Origin of the sequence: Deinococcus aerolatus, assembly GCF_014647055.1 — a bacterium.
Taxonomy (GTDB): domain Bacteria; phylum Deinococcota; class Deinococci; order Deinococcales; family Deinococcaceae; genus Deinococcus; species Deinococcus aerolatus.
On record NZ_BMOL01000001.1, the window covers coordinates 262,267 to 279,450 of the forward strand.

The window sequence follows — 17,184 nt, forward strand, 5'->3', positions numbered from 1 at the left end:
GGCATGACCCCGCCCCTGACCTTTGCCGACGCCAGCGCCCGTGTGGACGCGTACATCTCGCAGTTCAGGGAGGGGTACTTCCCGCCGCTGCTGCTGATGGCCCGCCTGACCGAGGAGGCGGGCGAGGTGGCCCGCGTCATTGCCCACGAGCACGGCAAGACGCCCAAGCCCGGCGAGGGGGCGGGCGATCTGGAACTGGAACTTGCGGACCTGCTGTTCGTGATGATGTGCATGGCCAACGAACGCGGCATCAGCCTGGAGCGCGGGTTTGCCCGCATGATGGACAAGGTGGAAACGCGCGACGCCCACCGCTGGACCCGCAAGGACGGAGAGGGCGCGTGAGGGCCGATCCGCGCTATCCCCTGGGGCCGATGCCCACGCCGCTGGAATTGAGCGTGCAGGAGCGCCAGACAGCCCTGGAGCACCTGCGCCGCCTGTCGGGCGACCTGCGGGCCGCCGTCGCCGGCCTGAGCAACACGCAACTGGACACCCCCTACCGTGACGGCGGGTGGACCGTGCGGCAGGTGGTCCACCACGTAGCCGAGAGCCACATGAACGCCTTTGTGCGGGTCAAGCTGGCGCTGACCGAGGAGAACCCCACCGCCAAGCCCTATGAGGAAGACCGCTGGGCGGCGTTGCCGGACCGCCTGCTGCCACCGGAGGTCAGCCTGACGCTGCTGGAGGCCCTGCACGCCCGCCTGCTGCCGGTGCTGGAAGGCGTGGCCGTGACCGACTGGCGCCGCCCATGGACCCACCCCGCCCAGGGCCGCACCTACACGCTGGACACGCTGCTGGCCATGTACAGCTGGCATGGGCGGCACCACGCCGCGCACATCACGGGCCTGCGTGAGCGCCAGGGCTGGTAATGCAGCACGGCGAGAAGACGCACGTTGAAGTGCACCTGAAAGCCGCCGGGGTGGTCATCCTGAATGCGGCGGGCGACATCCTGCTGGTACGCGAACTCGGGACCGCCGGGCAGATGGACAAGGCCGGGCTGTGGCACATTCCCAGCGGCACGGTGGAGGTCGGCGAGAACCCCGAGGACACCGCCGTGCGCGAGGCTTACGAAGAAACCGGCTTGCGGGTCACGCTCACGCGCTTTCTGGGCGCGTACCTGGGCCGCTTTCCGGACGGCGCGTTTGTCCTGCGGCACGTCTGGCTGGCCGAACCCCAGCCGGGGCAGACGCTGCGGCCCACCTTCGCCCATGAGGTGGCGGAGGCCCGCCACGTGGCCCGGGCGGAGTTTGACGCGCTTTACGCTGCCGGACAGATCCGCATGTACCAGACGAAACTGTTTTACGACGATGCGCTGCGGGAAGTGGCGAGGACCTGAGCGTCAATCCCACCCACCTCTCCATTCTGCCCCCGGCGACACGGTAGGCTGCGCCGCATGACCCGCGCTGCCCCTGCCCCCACCGATCCGGTCACGGCTCCCGTGCAGCGGGCCTACGACCGCTACGGGCGGCAGGCCGACAAATGGCAGGCGGGCTACCGCGCACGCGGCGGCAAGATCTTCTGCGGCGCGGGGTGCTTTCAGTGCTGCAACATGCCCATCCGGGTCTCGCTGGCCGAGGCGATCATCACCGCCCGCGCCATCGACGGCGCACAGGCGGTGGCCGTGGAGGCGCACGCCCGCGCCGCCCTGAAGAATGCCCGCACCGCCAGGGACGACGCCCAGTACGTGCAGCGTCACCGGCAGGAGGTGGGGTTCTGCCCGCTGCTGGACCGTGAGAACGGGGCCTGCACCCAGTACGAGGCGCGGCCCACCCGCTGCCGCGACACCTTCAGCGCTTTTCCGGCCCACTACTGCGCCGAGGGCACCTGGGAGGCCATGAACGCCCGCGAGAAACGCGAGTACCACCGCGAGGTGGCGCGCACCCCAGGCACCGACGGCGAGTGGCACTTTATCGCGCCGCTGGAACACCTGTCGGAGCCGGTCTGGGTGGCCGCGTCCAAGAGCATGCGTGCCGCGTGGGGGCTAGAGGTCTGGGGCGACTTCTGGCTGCTGACCACGCTGGCGGCCGACGCGGGTTTCATGGCGCGGGTGCAGCGCGGCGACGGGCGCGGGGCGTGGCAGGTGGCCAGCGGACGGGGGCTGGCGCACCGCGAACTGCTGCAAATCGAGTAGTGTTCCCGGCCCGCTAGGCCCGGCGACTTCTTGAGCGGCCTGAGCGGGGGCGGGAGCGCTGAACCCGCAGCTTCCTCACGCCCTGCCGCAACCCGTGATCGGGCCGGATGCCGTCGGCAATCAGGTGCAGCCACTGGCTGAGGAAGTAGCCCAGCACCAGCGGCAGGATGAATTTCAGGCTGATCGGCTGCGGAATGGCAGGCAGCGTCAGGCCGGGAACGGCGTAGCGCAGCACCCCCACAATCAGCGTGAGCAGCAGGGCGAGGTACGCCAGACGGGTCAGCGGGCCGATCACCCAGCTGTGCGACAGGCCCCGGTGCCGGAACAGCTTGCCGTACGGCACCCACAGGAAGCCCAGCAGCCCCCAGTAACGCTTGCTGTCCACCCGTCCGTCGGCCAGGTCCAGGTCCGGCGACAGCAGAAATGTCCCGGCAGCGTAGGCCACGGTGAAATTCAGCGCCTGCACCGGCGTGACCGTCAGCAGCTCCTGGCGGCTGAGGATCAGGGCAGCGGCGGCCAGCACGCTGTAGGCCGCGATATTGATCAGGTTGTGGACACGTCCGCTGGGCACGGCCCCATTGTGCTGTGCTGGAAGGGGATTGTGCCAGCCTACCCGCCGCGCCTCCCCCCCGGCCTCCCCGGCGCGGAGGCGCGGCAGGTTCACGCAGCGCCCACGCCGATACGCCATGCTGGGCACAGATGGCCCGCACCTCTCTGCCCACCCTGACCGCGCTGATGTCCCTGAGCCTGGTGTTGTCTGCCTGCACCCCGGCTGACGCGCCGCCACTCCCCCCCACCGCGCTTGAGGACCTGGCGCTGAACCTGGGGGGGGCGCCCAGCACCCAGGCCTCGCGGCCGTTCACGGGTGAATGGACCGTGACCGACGTGCCCGACTGGCTGCAGGTCACGCCGCGCTCGGGCCAGGGGGACGTGGGCCTTCGGGTCAGCGCCGACCGCGGGGCAGGCACGCCCCTGGCCGCGGACCAGCCGGTCCTGAGCGGCCAGATCAAGATCACCTGGAAAACGGGAACTGGCACGGCACAGGGCGGAACCGCCACTTGGACCGTGAAGGCCGACCAGTACGTCCTGACGGGCCGACTGCGCGAGGAGGCCAGCGCACAGGGCCAGGATCTGCGCGTGGGCCCTGGCGCCGGCACCCCTCCATCCAGTACACCGCAGGCGCGCGGCATCATCGTCAAGTACCGGGAGGCGGGGGATGCCGCCGGGGTCAGGGGGCGAGGCGCGGTGACCGAACGGGCGGGCACCCTGCTGCGGGCGGCGGCCCTGAACGTGACCCTCAGCCGCCCGCTGTCGGGGCGCAGCGTGGAGGTGCAGGTCGGGGACGTGGCGGCGGCCCTGCGGGTGCTGCGTGCCGATCCACAGGTGGAATACGCCGTTCCCAACGCCATCCTGCATGCCCAGACCGTGCCGCGCCCGCCCGGCAGCCAGAAGCTGCCGCTGGTTCAGCCGCTGGAACCGTCGGACCAGTACGCCGCGTTGCAGTGGCCCTTCCGGCTGCTGGGTTACCCCGCCGTGTGGCGCGACATGGAAGGCGGCGCGTACACCCGGCCCGTGACGGTGGCCGTGGTGGACAGCGGCGTGCGCTACGACCACCCGGACCTGGCCGGCATGCTGTGGAAGCCGGGTGAGGGAGCCCTGGACCTGCTGACCGAGGCCGACAACGGGGATGGGGACGGCGTGGACACCGACCCTACCGATGCGGGCGGGCGGACCCGCCAGACCAGCAGCCACGGCACCCACGTGACCGGGATCATCGCGGCGCGCTGGGGCCAGAACGCGCCCTCCTGCGCGGCCTGCAGCCCCACCGGCGTGGTGGGCGCGGTCCGGCGGGCCAACGTCCGGGTGCTGCCCATCCGGGTGATCGACGCGGCGGGCAACGCGGCCACCAGCGACGTGGTCCTGGCCGTGCGCTACGCCGCCGGACTGCCCATCACGCTGCGTGACCCGGCCACCCAGCAGACCACCACCCTGGTCAATCCGCGGGTGGCCGCCGTGATCAACCTGAGCCTGGGTGCCCCCATCAGCGCCGACACGGCGCGGCCCATGTGCGAGGCCATCCAGGCCGCCAGCGACGCCGGAGCGCTGGTGATCGTGGCGGCAGGCAATGGATACGACACCACGCCGTATTACCCGGCCGCCTGCGCGTCGGCGGTGGCGGTGGGCAGCGTGACCTTGTCCGGCGGCAGCGCCCCCAAGCATGCGGTCTACAGCAACGCCTACCCGGCCGTGCAGCTCAGCGCGCCGGGCGGCACTGATCCGGTGCGCGACCCCGGCACCTTCAACGGCGGCGTCTTCAACGGTCAGCCGTTCCCCGATCTGGTGCTGTCCACCGGCTGGGACTACGCCCGCAACGAGCCGAACTACATGGCCGAGGCCGGCACCAGTCAGGCCGCCCCGCAGGTGGCCGCGCTGGCCGCGCTGCTGCTGAGCAAGGGCGTGACCAGCACCGCCGCCTCCACCCTGGCCCGCCTGGGCGCCACCGCCACCGATCTGGGCGCGGCCGGGCGCGATCCGCTGTATGGCCTCGGCATGATCAATGCCGCCGCCGCGCTGGGGGCACCGGCCATCAGCGACACGCTGGGCCTGCGCCTTCAGGATTCACGCGGGCTGGTCTTCCAGCCCGCCGTCGACGCCCTGGGCCGCTTCCGTGCCTACCTGGGCGACGGCACCTACAACGTCATCGGGGGCCGCGACCGCGACGCCAACGGCATTTACGGCGAAGTGGGCGAGCCCCGCGCCGAGCGGTCCGTCACCCTGGAACCGGCGACCCCGCAGATAGACGTGGGCGACCTGCTGCCAGAATAAGGCAGTAGACAGGCTGGCCCGGGCAAGATCCCGCATCTGCTGTCCGGCAAAGAAACCCCTGAGACAAACAGGCTCAGCCGTTGACGTCGATCACGGTGCGCCCCCGCACCTGCCCGGCCAGAATCTGCGGGGCCAGTGCAGTGACCTCCGACAGGCCGTGCGTGCGGGTCACACTGGCCAGTCTGGAAGCGGGCAGGTCACGGGCCAGACGGGCCCAGGCGGCCTCGCGGCGGGGCTGCGGGCAGGTCACGCTGTCGATGCCCAGCAGGGACACGCCGCGCAGAATCAGCGGAAAGACGGTGGTGTTCAGCCCGGTGCCGCCGGCGATGCCGCAGACCACCAGCGCTCCGTGCGTGCGGGTGGAGGCGTACGCGCCCGCCAGCGTCTCGCCGCCCACACTGTCCACCACGCCGCTCCAGCGCTCCTTTTCCAGCGGGCGTTTCATGGCTGGCAGCTCCTCGCGGGGGATGATGGTGGACGCGCCCAGTTCGCGCAGGTACGCCTCCTCCCCGCTGCGCCCGGTGCTGGCGGTGACGGTGAAGCCGGCGGCGCTCAACAGGGCGATGGCCGTGCTGCCCACACCGCCCGCCGCGCCCGTGACCAGGACCTCGCCGTCGCCGGGACGTACGCCCGCGTCTTCCAGGGCCATCACCGCCAGCATGGCCGTGAAGCCCGCCGTGCCCACACTCATGGCCCAGACGGCGTCGGTGCCGGCCGGCTGACGCACCAGCCAGCCGGCCTCGGCGCGGGCGTGCGTGGCGTAGCCGCCGTCCTGCCGCTCGCCGATGCCCCAGCCGGTCAGGATCACGGCGTCGCCCGGCGCGTGGATGCCGCTGCGGTCTTCCAGCACTGTGCCTGCCAGATCGATGCCGGGGGTCATGGGCACGCTGCGCAGGATGCCCTGCCCGGTCACGGCCAGCCCGTCTTTGTAGTTCAGGCTGGAGTACGACACCGCGATCAACACGTCGCCGTCGGGCAACGCGGACAGGGGAAGGGTCTGCAACTCGGCGCGGCGGCGCTCGCCGTCCTGGGTGACGCGCAGGGCGCGGTAGGTGTCGGGGGGGGTGGGCATGGACATGGGGAACCTCCAGGGGGAAGGCGGTAAAGGGGGGGTGGCCGAGGCGCAGAGTAGCGCCTGCAGCGCGGCCCCGCCCGTCCACAATTCCAGGCCGGGCGGCGGCCCCGGTGTGTTACACTTTTTGCTGCTATGGAGCCTCCCAGTTTCGGCTCTTCCCTAGTGCCCGGTGAAACCCGCCTCAGGGCGGCGTTTTTGCTGTGGCAACGCAGTTGTGTACTGCGGCAGCACAGGTCCTGGATCACGCAACATCACCGGTCACCGACTCCCCTCCTCGCGGAGCGGGCGGGCAGCATGTGCCATGCGGATGACCGGGGCGCGGTTACGGAGCGCGCCCATTCATGAATGACATTCTCGGAATAATCGCGTTGTTCGCCCTGGTCCTGATGAACGGCTTTTTTGTGGCCGCAGAATTCTCGCTGGTCAGCGTGCGCCGCACGCGCATTGACCAGCTGGCCGATGAGGGCAACGCCACCGCCAAGATCACCCAGCGGGCCCTGAAAAACCTGGACCTGTACATCGCCGCAACCCAGCTGGGCATCACCATGGCCAGTCTGGCCATCGGCTTCGTGGCCGAACCGGCCATCGAGCATCTGGTGGCCCCGCTGCTGTCGGGCACCTCGCTCAGCGAGGGCCAGATCCGGGGCATCTCCTTTGGAATCGCCTTTGCCCTGAGTACCATCCTCCACATCGTGTTCGGCGAGCTGGCCCCGAAAAGCTGGGCGCTGCAGCGGGCCGAGCAGGTGGCCATGGTGGTCACGCGCCCCCTGCTGTTCTTCACGGCCCTCTTCAAGTGGGCCATCATCCTGCTCAATGCCATGGGCAACGGCGTGGTGCGGCTGTTCGGCCTGCGCGGCGTGGCCGGGCATCACGCCGCGTACTCGGAAGAGGAGATCCGCATGATCGTCGGCGCGTCGAGCCAGGAAGGCGTGCTGGAAGACGGCGAGCGCGAACTGGTCTACAACGTCTTTGACCTGTCGGACACCACCGTGCGCGAGATCATGACCCCGCGCGTGGACATGGTGGTGGTGGACGGCGCCTCGCCGCTGCGCCGCATGCTGGAGCTGAACGCCGAGCACAGCTACTCGCGCGTGCCGGTGTACCAGGACACCGCCGACAACATCGTGGGCATCGCCCACAGCAGCGACGTACTGCGCCATCTGGACGAGCTGGACACCATGACCATCTCCGACGTGATGAGGAAGGTCTTCTTTGTGCCCGAAGGCATGAAGATCAAGGACCTGCTGGCCAAGATGCGCGAGAAGAAGTCGCACCTGAGCGTGGTGGTTGACGAGTTCGGCGGCACGGCGGGGCTGGTCACGCTGGAAGACGCCCTGGAGGAGATCGTGGGCGAGATCTACGACGAGACCGACGAGGAAGAACTGCCGCTGTTCGAGCTGGTGGGCGAGGGCGTGTACCTGATCGACGGCGGCATGATCGTGCACGAGGTCGAGCAGATTCTGGGCAGCAACCTGGAAGACGGCGAGGCCGAGTTCGACACCCTGGGCGGATTCATGACCTCCCATTTCGGGGACATTCCCGAGGTGGGCTACACCTTCCTCCACGAGGGCTGGGCCTTCACGGTCGAGGAGGCCGACGAGCGCCGGGTCAGCCGCGTGCGCGCCGAGCGGGTCACCGATCCCGGCCCGCTGGCCCTGACCGAGGAGGCAAGCAATGGCAAAGACTGATGGAGACCCCAACGCCCTGGGCCTTGCCCCGGACCCGCACCTGCTGGCCGCCGCGAAAGCTGCCTTTGGCCGGGCCTACGCCCCCTACAGCAAATTTCATGTCGGCGCGGCCCTGAGAACCCCCGACGGACAGGTCTTCAGCGGCGCCAACGTGGAGAACGCCAGCTACGGCCTGGGCCGCTGCGCCGAGCAGTCGGCGGTGCAGGCCATGGCCACGGCGGGGGCGCGGACCTTCACGGATCTGGTGGTCTACGCCGAGTCCAGCCCGCCCGCCAGCCCCTGCGGCGCGTGCCGTCAGGTGCTGTACGAGTTCGCCCCCGACGCCCGCGTGGTCTGTGTCAATGCCGGAGGCGAGATCGTGAGCGGCTTGGTGCGCGACTTTCTGCCGCACGGCTTCCGGCTGGAGGAACGCGACGACGGGCACGGGGTGGGAACGCAGTAGCGAGCCGCCTCTCCAGCCGGCTTCCCCCCTTGCGGCCCCCTGGCCCAGAGGGGGCTTTTCCTTTTCGGCTAGCGCTCCCCCGTCTCCTCCAGCCGCCGGTCCAGCAGCGCCGCCTTGCCCAGCGCGTTCCACTCGTCCGGGCCTTCCAGCAGCGGCTCCAGCCCGCGCAGGTAGGCGGCCTGCGCGATCAGGTAGGCGCTCAGGGGCGTGGTCAGGAACTGAAACAGCAGCACCGCCGCCAGCCTTGAAAGGGCCTCGGTCTGGGCGAATTCCAGACTCACGCCGATGAAGATGCCTGCCGATCCCAGCGTGATCAGCTTGCTGCTGGCGTGCAGCCGCGAATACAGGTCTGGAAAGCGCACCAGCCCGATGGCCGCCGTCAGCACGAAAAAGGCCCCCAGCAGAATGGGGATGTCACGGGCCGCGTCGAAATCGCTCATGGCTGGCCCTGTGGCTTCACGGGGTTTCCGGCACTCAGAGCCTGCCTCACTTCATCACCCGGCCCAGCAGCAGGTAGCGCGTCAGGGCCACGGTGCTGAGAAACCCCAGCAGACTCAGCACCAGCGCGGCGTCCAGCATGACGATCAGGCGGAACTTGACGGCGATCAGGGCGATCAGCACCACCAGATTGACGCTCAGAAAATCGAAGGCCATGATCCGGTCCCCCCAGCTGGGGCCGCGCAGCACGCGCACCGTGACCAGCAGGACCGACAGCGTGACGATGCCCAGGGCCAGATTGATGATCATGCGGTGTCCTCCTGAAGTTCGGCGCTCTGGCCGTACAGCGGCAGCAGGGCGTCTTCCACCTTCTTGAGACTGGCCCGCGCCTCGCGCACGCTGCCCATACCGATGGTGTGGGCATACAGCACGGTCCGCTCGGGGTTGAAGCCCATCGCCACCGAGCCGGGCATCAGCGTGATGGTGGCGGCCAGGAGCGTCTGCCCGTTGTCGCCGCGCAGGCGCAGCGGGTAGGCGATGATCATGGGGTGCAGCGGCGGATGCGGGCGCAGGGCAAACAGCGCCACCTGCACGTTCGCCGCCGTCAGCTCGCGGATGAAGAACAGCGCGAAACGGACCACCGCCAGGGTGCGCCGCACGTACCCGCCCGTGCCCAGCGACAGCGGAAAGATACTCAGGATGGCGAAGCCCAGCAGCACGCCGATGGCCAGCTCACGCAGGCTGAATTCCCCCACGAACAGCGTCCACACGATGGCCAGCAGGATATTGAGCGACAGGCCTCTCATGGTCCGTCCTCCGGCTCCTGGACCTCGTCACCCTTGGGGCGGTCCGGCAGGTTCAGGGGCTGGTCGCCCAGCACGCCCAGAATGTAATGGCCGTTGCTGCCCAGTTCATCGGCGGTGCCGCGTGCGTAGCCCAGCAGCGGCCCGGCAAACAGCGCCAGCGCGGCCACCAGCGCCGAGGCCAGGTAGGCGGGCAAACGTTCCGGCCAGCGGACCCGCCGCACAGGCTCGCTGACCGGATGACGCCCCCAGAAAAAGCCGCTCCAGACCCGCAGCAACGCGTACAGCGTGATCAGGCTGCTCAGCAGGGCGCTGGCGGTGGCGACGTAGGCCAGCGTGGTGCCGCCCTCCAGCCCGGCGCGGACCAGATCGAACTTGGCGACGAAGCCCGCGCTGGGCGGCAACCCCGCCACGGTCAGGGCACACAGCAGAAAGCACGCGGCCAGCAGCGGCAGAAACTCGATAAAGCCGCGTGCCCGCACCAGCCGGGTGCCGCTGGCCCGCTCCGCGACGGCGGCGATCAGGAACATCGCCAGGGTCACCACCACGCTGACCGCCAGGTACGCCAGGCTGGCCCGCAGGGCGTCCGGCGAGTTCAGCCCCAACCCGAAGGCCAGGTATCCCACCGACCCCACCACCGTGAATGACAGGATGCGCCGCCACTCGCGCTGGCTGACCGCCCCCAGCGCCCCGTACAGCATGGTCACGGCGCCCAGCATCAACAGCAGCGTGTTGGGCAGTTCCGGATCCTGGTTGAAGACGGTGGTGAACACCCGGATCAGGGCGTACAGCCCCACCTTGGTCAGCACCGCTGCGAAGAACGCGCCGGTGGCCGGGGGAACCGCCGGATAGGTGCCGGGCAGCCAGAACCCCAGCGGAAACAGCGCGCCCTTGGCCGCGAACACGATCAGCAGCAGCACGCCCACGGCGGTCACGGTGGTGTTTGGCCCCAGCGCCGCGCTGCGCTGTGCCAGATGCGCGAAATTCAGCGTCCCCAGCGTGCCGTAGGTCAGCCCGCAGGCCACCACCAGCAGCGCCGAGGCCGACAGATTCATCACGATGTAGCGGAAACCCTCGCGCAGCTGTTCGCGGGTGGACCCCAGCACGGTGAGGGCGTAGCTGGCCACCAGCATGACCTCGAAGGCGACGAACAGGTTGAACAGGTCCCCCGTCAAAAAGGACAGCTGCACCCCCGCGAACAGGAACGAGGTCAGGGCAAACGAGTGGTGCCGCTCGCGCACCGGGTCCGGCTGCGCGGCCATCAGCCAGACGGTGAACACGCCGCACACGGCGGCCAGCGTGCTCATGAAAGACCCCAGCCGGTCCGCCGCCATCACGATGCCGAAGGGGGCCTTCCAGCCGCCCAGTTCGCTGACCAGCACGCTGCCCAGCGTCGCGTTCATCAGCAGCAGCGCGAAGACCAGCGTGAGCAGGGCCGAAGCCAGCGCCAGCGACACGCGCCAGCCGCGCCGCATCGGCAGCAGCAGCAGCAGCCCCAGCCCCAGCGGCGTCAGGATCGGCGCGAGAGGCAGCGCCGAGAGCAACACGCCGTTCACCGCATCACCCCCCGCAGCCGCTCAAGCTCGGCCACATCGCCGTGGTCCGCTTCCGGCGTGTCGGGGCTGAGGTGTTCGGGGTCGGCGTGCTGGCCGTCGGGGCCGTCGGGGTTGCGGGCCAGATTGTCCCCAAAGGCCGCCACGTCGTCGTGCCCGGCCACCTGATAGGCCCGCAGCGCCACCGTCAGCAGCAGCGCCGTGGTGCCAAAGCCGATCACGATGGCGGTCAGCACCAGCGCCTGCGGCAGCGGGTCCACGTACGGTCCCTCCAGCGTCAGCAGCGGCGGCGACTCCTCGCGCAGCCCGGCCACCGTCAGGATCGCCAGATTGACCCCGTAGGCGATGAAGGTCAGCCCCAGCACCACACGAATGATCGTGCGCGACAGCAGCAGAAAGACGCCGGCCGACACCAGCAGACCGATCAGAACAGCAAAAAGGGTTTCCATTACGTGGCCTCCGGCAGGGCGGCCCGCTGGTTCAGACTGGCGCAGCAGCCGCCAGCCCGGTCCGGCCTTCTCTCGCCACGGATGCACGGCGTCCCGGCCTTGAACTTCTGTACTCTCCTGACGCTCAGAGTCCTGCTCCTCATCCGTCCCCCTCCACCCGTTCGGTGGGCTGCACCTCGATCAGGTCGTAGGCCAGCGAGAGCCCCACGCCCACCACCACCAGAAACACGCCCAGATCGAACAGCAGGGCCGTGGCCCACTCGAACTCGCCGGTCAGGGCGGTGGTGATGTAGCCGTAGTCGGACTTCAGGAAGGGGCCGCCCAGCAGATACGGCACCAGCCCGGTCGTCAGCGACAGGGCCAGCCCCCAGGGAATGACCTTCGTGGGATCGGCCCGCAGGGCGCTGTCGCCGTTGGCGATGCGGTGCAGGATCAGGGCACCCACGGTCATCAGGCCCGCGATGAAGCCCCCGCCGGGGGCGTTGTGCCCGCGCCACAACAGCAGCAGCGCGAACAGGATCACCAGCGCGAAGGCGGCGCGGCTGATGGTCTTGAGGATTGGATCGTTGATCAGCAGATCGCCCGGCCCCGGCTCTGCCTTCGGCGCCTTCTTCGGCACGCGCCGGGGACTCATGGCCGCCTCTTCTGAAGGTCCAGCAGGTCCTGGGTGGCCGGGGCCGTGTCCCTCTCGCTGCGGGCCTCGCCCCGGCGGCCCAGGCGCACCAAGCTGCCCACTGCCAGCGCCACCATTGCCACCACCATGATCTCGCCCAGCGTGTCGAAGCCCCGGAAGTCCACCAGAATCACGTTCACCACGTTCTTGCCACCGCCCGCCTTGTAGGCGTTTTCCAGGTAGTACGGCGAGATCGGCGGCGACAGGAAGCGGATGCTGGCCAGAATCAGCAGCGTGGTTCCAATGCCCGCCGCCCCGGCCAGCCCCACGTCAATCACCTGCCGCACCCGGCCACGCGGCAGGCTGCGAAAGCCCGGCAGGTAACGGAAGACCAGCAGAAACAGGATCACCGTGACCGCCTCGATCAGCAGCTGGGTCAGCGCCAGGTCCGGGGCACGCATCGACAGAAAGGCGACGGCGCTGCCGAAACCGGTCAGGCCGGTCAGGACCACAGCGGTCAGGCGGTTGCGCGACAGCAGCACCCCCAGCGCGCCGGCCACCAGCAACACGGCGATAGGCAGGGTGCTGAGGGGCAAGGCCTCGAACGGCTGAAACACCTGCGGCGCCCGCCATACCGCGTAGCCGCCCATCAGCCCGGCGGCGGCCAGCGTGATGCGAAGCTGGTCCGGCAGCGCTAGCCCCTGCGTGCCTGCGATCAGGCGCGAGGAGAAGGTGTCCAGCCCGCCCAGCAGCGCCCGGTAACCGCGGTTGGAACTCAGGGGGGACTCCAGATGCACCTGGAAAAAGTACACCCGCGCCGCCTGCCACACCAGCAGCGCGGCCAGCCCCCAGGTCAGCACGGTCAGCAGCAGGGCCGGAGTCACGCCGTGCCACAGCAACAGGTGGCCGTCATACTCCGCAAACGCCAGCGCCGCCCCGGCCCGGCGGGCCAGCCACTCGGCGCTGGCGGGCCACACCCCGAACAGCAGCGCCGCCCCGGCCAGCAGCGCGGGCGGCAGCAGCAGGCCGGGGCCCGCCTCGTGAATGGCGGGTTTCAGGGGCTGGCCGCCATCGTCCAGCGGAACCTCGAACCCGCCGAAGAAGATGCGGATCAGCCGCGCGCAGTACGCCAGCGTGAGGGCACTGCCGATCACGGCCACCGCGATAAAGCCCGGCCCGGCGTGCAGCATTGCCTCGTAGAACAGTTCCTTGGAGATAAAGCCGCCCAGCGGCGGTAGCCCGGCCATGCTCAGGGTGGCAAGCAGGGCCACCACGAAGGTCAGCGGCAGTTTGCGCCGCAGCCCCGACAGCCGGAAGGTCTCGCGCGTGCCGGTCTCATGGTCGATGATGCCCACCACGAAAAACAGCGCTGCCTTGAAGGCCGCGTGGTTCAGCAGGTGGGTGGTGGCGGCAAAGCGTCCTTCCGGGTCGGCCAGCCCGTACAGCGCCATCAGCAGCCCCAGCTGCGACACCGTGGAAAAGGCCAGCAGCGCCTTGAGGTCCGTCTGCTTCAGCGCCCGCCACGAGCCCCAGAACATCGTCGCCAGCCCCAGCGGCACGATGATCCCGCCCCAAAGCGCGCTGCCGCCGAAGATCAGGCCAAACTTGGCCACCAGCACCACGCCCGCCTTGACCATCGTGGCCGAGTGCAGAAAGGCGGAGACCGGGGTGGGCGCTTCCATCGCGGTGGGCAGCCACAGGTGAAACGGCAGCTGCGCGCTCTTGGTAAACGCCGCCAGCAGCGTGAGCAGCAGCGCCGGCACGAACATCGGCGAGGCCCGCACCGCCGCCAGGTCCAGTTCGGACAGGTTGGTGCTGCCCCCGGCCACCGACAGCAGCGCCACCGCCGCCAGCAGGCCCAGGCCCCCCAGCGCGCTGACCAGAAACGCCTTGATGGCACCGTCACGCGCCTCGCTGCGGGTGTGCCACAACCCGATCAGCAGGAAACTGGTCACGCTGGTCATCTCCCAGAAGGCGAACAGCGCCACGAGGTTGTCGCTGAGAACCAGCCCCAGCATGGAGCCGCCGAACAGCAGCAGGTACGGGTAGAAGCGCCCGAAGCGCTCGCGTTCCGACAGGTACGCCACCGAGTACAGCGAGGCCAGCGCCCCGATCACGCCGATCAGGACCGCGAACAGCAGCGAGAAGCCGTCGCCCCGGAAGACGAAATTCAGGCCCAGTTCCGGCACCCAGTTCGTGAGCTGGGTCTGCGGGGTACTGCCGACTTCCACGCTGTTTCCGGCCAGCGGCACGGCCAGCAGCAGCGCCGGGACGAAACCCAGGGCCGCCAGATACCCGCTGCGGCGGCCCAGGGTGCCGGCCAGCAGGCCACACACGGCGGCCATCACAAATGGCAGGAGGACGGCGAGGGTCACAGGCGGCTCAGGGAAAGGGGCAGAGGGGCGATCATGCGGGTTCTATGAAAGCACACCGATATGAAGGGCGCATTGCCCGGACCTCCACGGCGTCGGGGCGATTCAGGGCGAACCCCTTTCCGGCCGGCCCCGCTGCCCTGTGTCCTGTGTGAACAGCGCTGTATGGACCGCCCCGCCTAGACCGCCCGGCGGCCGCCCCTCCCCCGCCCCTCTACACTTCATCCCATGTCCTGCCGCGCCGCGCCGTTTTTTTATTGGTTCCGTTCCCACCGGGCCTAGCGTCGCGCTGTTCTTTCCTTCCCTGACCGCCCGGTAGACGCCCCACAAAGGCCGCCGGGCGGCGCTTTTATTAAAAGGAGACCCCCCTATGCCCCAATTGCCCCATCCTGAAGTGCCCAGCGCTCTGTCCAGCCCCGAAACGCACACGCCCCCAAAGAGCCGCACCGAGAACCTGAACGTCTCCAGCTTCACGCCGCTGCCCACGCCGCGCGAACTCAAGACCGCGCTGCCGCTGATGCCGGGGGCCGAGCGCACCGTGGTGGCGGGCCGTCAGGCCGCGCAGGCGATCCTGCGCGGCGAGGACCACCGCCTGCTGGTGGTGGTGGGACCGTGCAGCGTCCACGACTCGGGGGCGGCGCTGGAATACGCGCGCCGTCTGGCCGCGCTGCGGGAACGGGTGGCCGACACGCTGGAAGTGCAGATGCGCGTGTACGTAGACAAGCCGCGCACGACGGTGGGCTGGCGCGGCTTTCTGATGGACCCCGACATGACCGGCGAGAACGACGTGGGCCGCGGGCTGGCCCTGACCCGCCGCCTGATGCTGGACGTGGGCGAACTGGGGCTGCCGGTCGCCACCGAGTTGCTGGACCCTTTCGCGCCGCAGTACCTGTTCGACGCGGTGGCCTGGGCCTGCCTGGGGGCACGCACCACCGAGTCGCAGACCCACCGGGTCATGGCCAGCGCGGTCAGCGCTCCGATGGGCTTCAAGAACGGCACCGGCGGCGGCCTGAAGCTGGCGGTGGACGCGATGGTGGCCGCCGCACACCCGCACGTCTTTTTCACGGTGGACGACGACGGGCGGGCCTGCATCGTGCAGACGCAGGGCAACCCCAACGGGCACCTCATCCTGCGCGGCGGCAAGAACGGGCCGAACTACGCGCCGCAGTTCGTCAGGGAGGCGGCGGACCTGATCGCGGCGGCGGGCCTGCCCCCGGCGGTGATGGTGGACTGCTCCCACGCCAACAGCGGCAGCGATTACCAGCGGCAGGGGCTGATCTGGCGGGACGTGGTCCAGCAGCGCATCGGCGGCCAGCACGCGATTCGCGGCCTGATGCTGGAAAGCAACCTGGAGGCGGGCAAGCAGGGCGTGCCGGCCGACCGGGCTGATCTGAAGTACGGCGTGAGCGTCACCGACGCCTGCGTGGGCTGGGCCGAGACCGAGGCGCTGCTGCTGGACGCGGACGCGGCATTGCGCGGCCAGCAGATTGGCTGACTGAGCGCAAGCATAAGGACAGAAGCAGCCAGGGGCGGAGGTGTGTGCTTCCGCCCCTGGCTGCTTCCTGTCTCTACTTCGTCTGAGACAGCCGTTCCAGCACCAGCCGGCTGACCGTCTTGAGCGTCTCGAACACGCCCACACCCTTGTCGGACATGGCCTCGAACAGTTGCAATTCACCACGGGGGTCGATCACCGCGCGGATCATGCTGGTGGGCAGGGCGTCGGGCAGATCGCGCTTGTTGACCTGCAACACAATCGGCACATCGCGCACGTTGATGCCGTGTTCGGCCAGGTTCTCGCGCAGGTTGCGCATGCTCTCGGCATTGGCGCGCAGGCGGTTGGGGGCGCTGTCCGCGACAAACACGATGCCGTCCACACCGCGCAGAATCAGCTTGCGGCTGGCATTGTAGAAGACCTGCCCCGGCACGGTGTACAGGTGGAAGCGGGTCTTGAAACCCTGCACGCTGCCCAGATCCAGCGGCAGAAAATCGAAGAACAGGGTGCGCTCGTCCTCGGTGGCCAGCGAGACCATCTCGCCGCGCAGGTGGCCGGGCACCCTGGCAAACACCTGCTTGAGGTTGGTGGTCTTGCCGCTCATGCCGGGGCCGTAATACACGATCTTGCAGTTGATTTCGCGGGCGGCGAAGTTAATGGTGCTCATCTCAGATGCCTCCTGTGGGCGGGGTCAGCAGCGGAAAAGTGGGGCAGGCCGGAACGCGGCCTAGCCCAGCAGATCGTCGAGCAGGGCCGTGGCACCCGCGCTAAAGTCCCCGTTCAGCTGCATCTCGGGGATGTCCTTGAGTTCCTCCAGAATCGCCGCAAGCTGCGCCACCGTTTTTCTGGCGTAGACCTTGACCTTGCCCAGCGGCACGCTGGCATCGAAGATCAGGGTCAGCAGCGCCTGATCCCCCACCGATTCCACGTAGAGGGTGCCGTTCTCACCCTGATGAATCTGCTCGCTGAAGGTGCGCTCGCCCAGCATGTTGGCCAGCGCTGCGGTGGCGGCGGCGTTGCTGGCCACCAGCGTCGCCACGCTGTCCAGGGCCGGCGGGCGGGGGGCCCACAGCGCCTCCTTGTGGGATAGCACAAAGCCCTTGCGGTCCACCAGCAGCCCGTAACGCACGCCCGTCACGTCCAGCAGATCCTGAATATGCGCGTCCACACGGGCGTAGGCGTCCCCGTAAAGCGCAAGTGAGGGTTCGATCATGAGACGCAGTATATGAACAGGGCTCAGCACAACAACCTGACGGCGGCTGGAATGAGTGCCAGAAATGCCCCATTGGTCCCGGCGGCCGGGCC

At 69.2% G+C, this 17,184-nt stretch carries 19 protein-coding genes; 8 read left to right on the plus strand and 11 right to left on the minus strand.

Annotation, left to right across the window (positions count from 1 at the left end):
• Positions 1 to 3 precede the first annotated feature (3 nt).
• From IEY31_RS01305 to IEY31_RS01320, 4 genes are read left to right on the plus strand one after another with little or no spacing between them, the layout of a single operon-like run.
• Positions 4 to 342, plus strand: a complete 339-nt coding sequence (locus IEY31_RS01305) for a nucleotide pyrophosphohydrolase (protein ID WP_188968235.1) — start codon at positions 4 to 6, stop codon at positions 340 to 342.
• Entirely contained in the window at positions 339 to 866 is a 528-nt protein-coding gene (locus tag IEY31_RS01310) for a YfiT family bacillithiol transferase (RefSeq protein ID WP_188968237.1), read from the plus strand. Before IEY31_RS01305 ends, IEY31_RS01310 begins: the two co-directional genes overlap by 4 nt.
• Positions 866 to 1,333 carry a Nudix hydrolase gene (locus tag IEY31_RS01315; protein ID WP_188968239.1) on the plus strand — a complete coding sequence of 156 codons (468 nt, stop codon included), beginning with the start codon at positions 866 to 868 and terminating at the stop codon, positions 1,331 to 1,333. The genes IEY31_RS01310 and IEY31_RS01315 overlap by 1 nt, the downstream gene beginning before the upstream one ends.
• Positions 1,334 to 1,390: 57 nt before the next feature.
• Positions 1,391 to 2,128, plus strand: a complete 738-nt coding sequence (locus IEY31_RS01320; RefSeq protein ID WP_188968241.1) for a YkgJ family cysteine cluster protein — start codon at positions 1,391 to 1,393, stop codon at positions 2,126 to 2,128.
• Between the two features lie 13 nt (positions 2,129 to 2,141).
• Here the strand turns inward: IEY31_RS01320 and IEY31_RS01325 are convergent, their stop codons facing one another.
• Entirely contained in the window at positions 2,142 to 2,699 is a 558-nt protein-coding gene (locus tag IEY31_RS01325; protein WP_188968243.1) for a metal-binding protein, read from the minus strand.
• Between the two features lie 128 nt (positions 2,700 to 2,827).
• Here IEY31_RS01325 and IEY31_RS01330 point away from each other — a divergent pair, with 128 nt between their 5' ends.
• The gene (locus tag IEY31_RS01330; protein WP_188968245.1) at positions 2,828 to 4,954 is read left to right on the plus strand and encodes a S8 family serine peptidase; all 2,127 of its coding nucleotides are present in this window, start codon (positions 2,828 to 2,830) and stop codon (positions 4,952 to 4,954) included.
• 73 nt (positions 4,955 to 5,027) lie between these two features.
• Here the strand turns inward: IEY31_RS01330 and IEY31_RS01335 are convergent, their stop codons facing one another.
• Entirely contained in the window at positions 5,028 to 6,032 is a 1,005-nt protein-coding gene (locus IEY31_RS01335; RefSeq protein ID WP_188968247.1) for an MDR family oxidoreductase, read from the minus strand.
• 338 nt (positions 6,033 to 6,370) lie between these two features.
• Here IEY31_RS01335 and IEY31_RS01340 point away from each other — a divergent pair, with 338 nt between their 5' ends.
• Together IEY31_RS01340 and cdd are read left to right on the plus strand one after the other, a co-directional pair.
• Complete coding sequence (locus tag IEY31_RS01340; protein ID WP_188968249.1) at positions 6,371 to 7,717, plus strand: hemolysin family protein; 1,347 nt, start codon at positions 6,371 to 6,373, stop codon at positions 7,715 to 7,717.
• On the plus strand, positions 7,704 to 8,159 hold the full coding sequence (gene cdd, locus IEY31_RS01345) for a cytidine deaminase (RefSeq protein WP_188968251.1): 456 nt from the start codon (positions 7,704 to 7,706) through the stop codon (positions 8,157 to 8,159). The genes IEY31_RS01340 and cdd overlap by 14 nt, the downstream gene beginning before the upstream one ends.
• A gap of 68 nt (positions 8,160 to 8,227) precedes the next feature.
• On the opposite strand, the gene mnhG is transcribed toward cdd, so the two are convergent.
• From mnhG to mbhE, 7 genes are all read right to left on the minus strand, one after another.
• Positions 8,228 to 8,599 carry a monovalent cation/H(+) antiporter subunit G gene (mnhG, locus tag IEY31_RS01350; protein WP_188968253.1) on the minus strand — a complete coding sequence of 124 codons (372 nt, stop codon included), beginning with the start codon at positions 8,597 to 8,599 and terminating at the stop codon, positions 8,228 to 8,230.
• Positions 8,600 to 8,645: 46 nt separating this feature from the next.
• Positions 8,646 to 8,906, minus strand: a complete 261-nt coding sequence (locus tag IEY31_RS01355) for a monovalent cation/H+ antiporter complex subunit F (RefSeq protein WP_188968255.1) — start codon at positions 8,904 to 8,906, stop codon at positions 8,646 to 8,648.
• Positions 8,903 to 9,403: a Na+/H+ antiporter subunit E gene (locus tag IEY31_RS01360; protein ID WP_188968257.1), complete on the minus strand. Its 501-nt coding sequence runs from the start codon at positions 9,401 to 9,403 to the stop codon at positions 8,903 to 8,905. Before IEY31_RS01360 ends, IEY31_RS01355 begins: the two co-directional genes overlap by 4 nt.
• Entirely contained in the window at positions 9,400 to 10,956 is a 1,557-nt protein-coding gene (locus IEY31_RS01365) for a proton-conducting transporter transmembrane domain-containing protein (RefSeq protein WP_229723242.1), read from the minus strand. Before IEY31_RS01365 ends, IEY31_RS01360 begins: the two co-directional genes overlap by 4 nt.
• On the minus strand, positions 10,953 to 11,402 hold the full coding sequence (locus IEY31_RS01370; protein WP_188968259.1) for a Na+/H+ antiporter subunit C: 450 nt from the start codon (positions 11,400 to 11,402) through the stop codon (positions 10,953 to 10,955). The genes IEY31_RS01365 and IEY31_RS01370 overlap by 4 nt, the downstream gene beginning before the upstream one ends.
• A 139-nt stretch (positions 11,403 to 11,541) precedes the next feature.
• A complete protein-coding gene (locus tag IEY31_RS01375; protein ID WP_188968261.1) occupies positions 11,542 to 12,036 on the minus strand; it encodes an MnhB domain-containing protein in 495 nt (164 codons plus the stop codon).
• Complete coding sequence (mbhE, locus tag IEY31_RS01380; protein WP_188968263.1) at positions 12,033 to 14,390, minus strand: hydrogen gas-evolving membrane-bound hydrogenase subunit E; 2,358 nt, start codon at positions 14,388 to 14,390, stop codon at positions 12,033 to 12,035. The genes IEY31_RS01375 and mbhE overlap by 4 nt, the downstream gene beginning before the upstream one ends.
• 367 nt (positions 14,391 to 14,757) lie before the next feature.
• Between mbhE and IEY31_RS01385 the strand changes: the two genes are divergently transcribed.
• Positions 14,758 to 15,882 carry a 3-deoxy-7-phosphoheptulonate synthase gene (locus IEY31_RS01385; protein ID WP_188968266.1) on the plus strand — a complete coding sequence of 375 codons (1,125 nt, stop codon included), beginning with the start codon at positions 14,758 to 14,760 and terminating at the stop codon, positions 15,880 to 15,882.
• Between the two features lie 73 nt (positions 15,883 to 15,955).
• Here the strand turns inward: IEY31_RS01385 and mglA are convergent, their stop codons facing one another.
• On the minus strand, positions 15,956 to 16,546 hold the full coding sequence (gene mglA / locus IEY31_RS01390) for a GTPase MglA (RefSeq protein ID WP_188968267.1): 591 nt from the start codon (positions 16,544 to 16,546) through the stop codon (positions 15,956 to 15,958).
• A gap of 60 nt (positions 16,547 to 16,606) precedes the next feature.
• A complete protein-coding gene (gene mglB / locus IEY31_RS01395; protein ID WP_188968269.1) occupies positions 16,607 to 17,092 on the minus strand; it encodes a GTPase-activating protein MglB in 486 nt (161 codons plus the stop codon).
• Positions 17,093 to 17,184 lie beyond the last annotated feature (92 nt).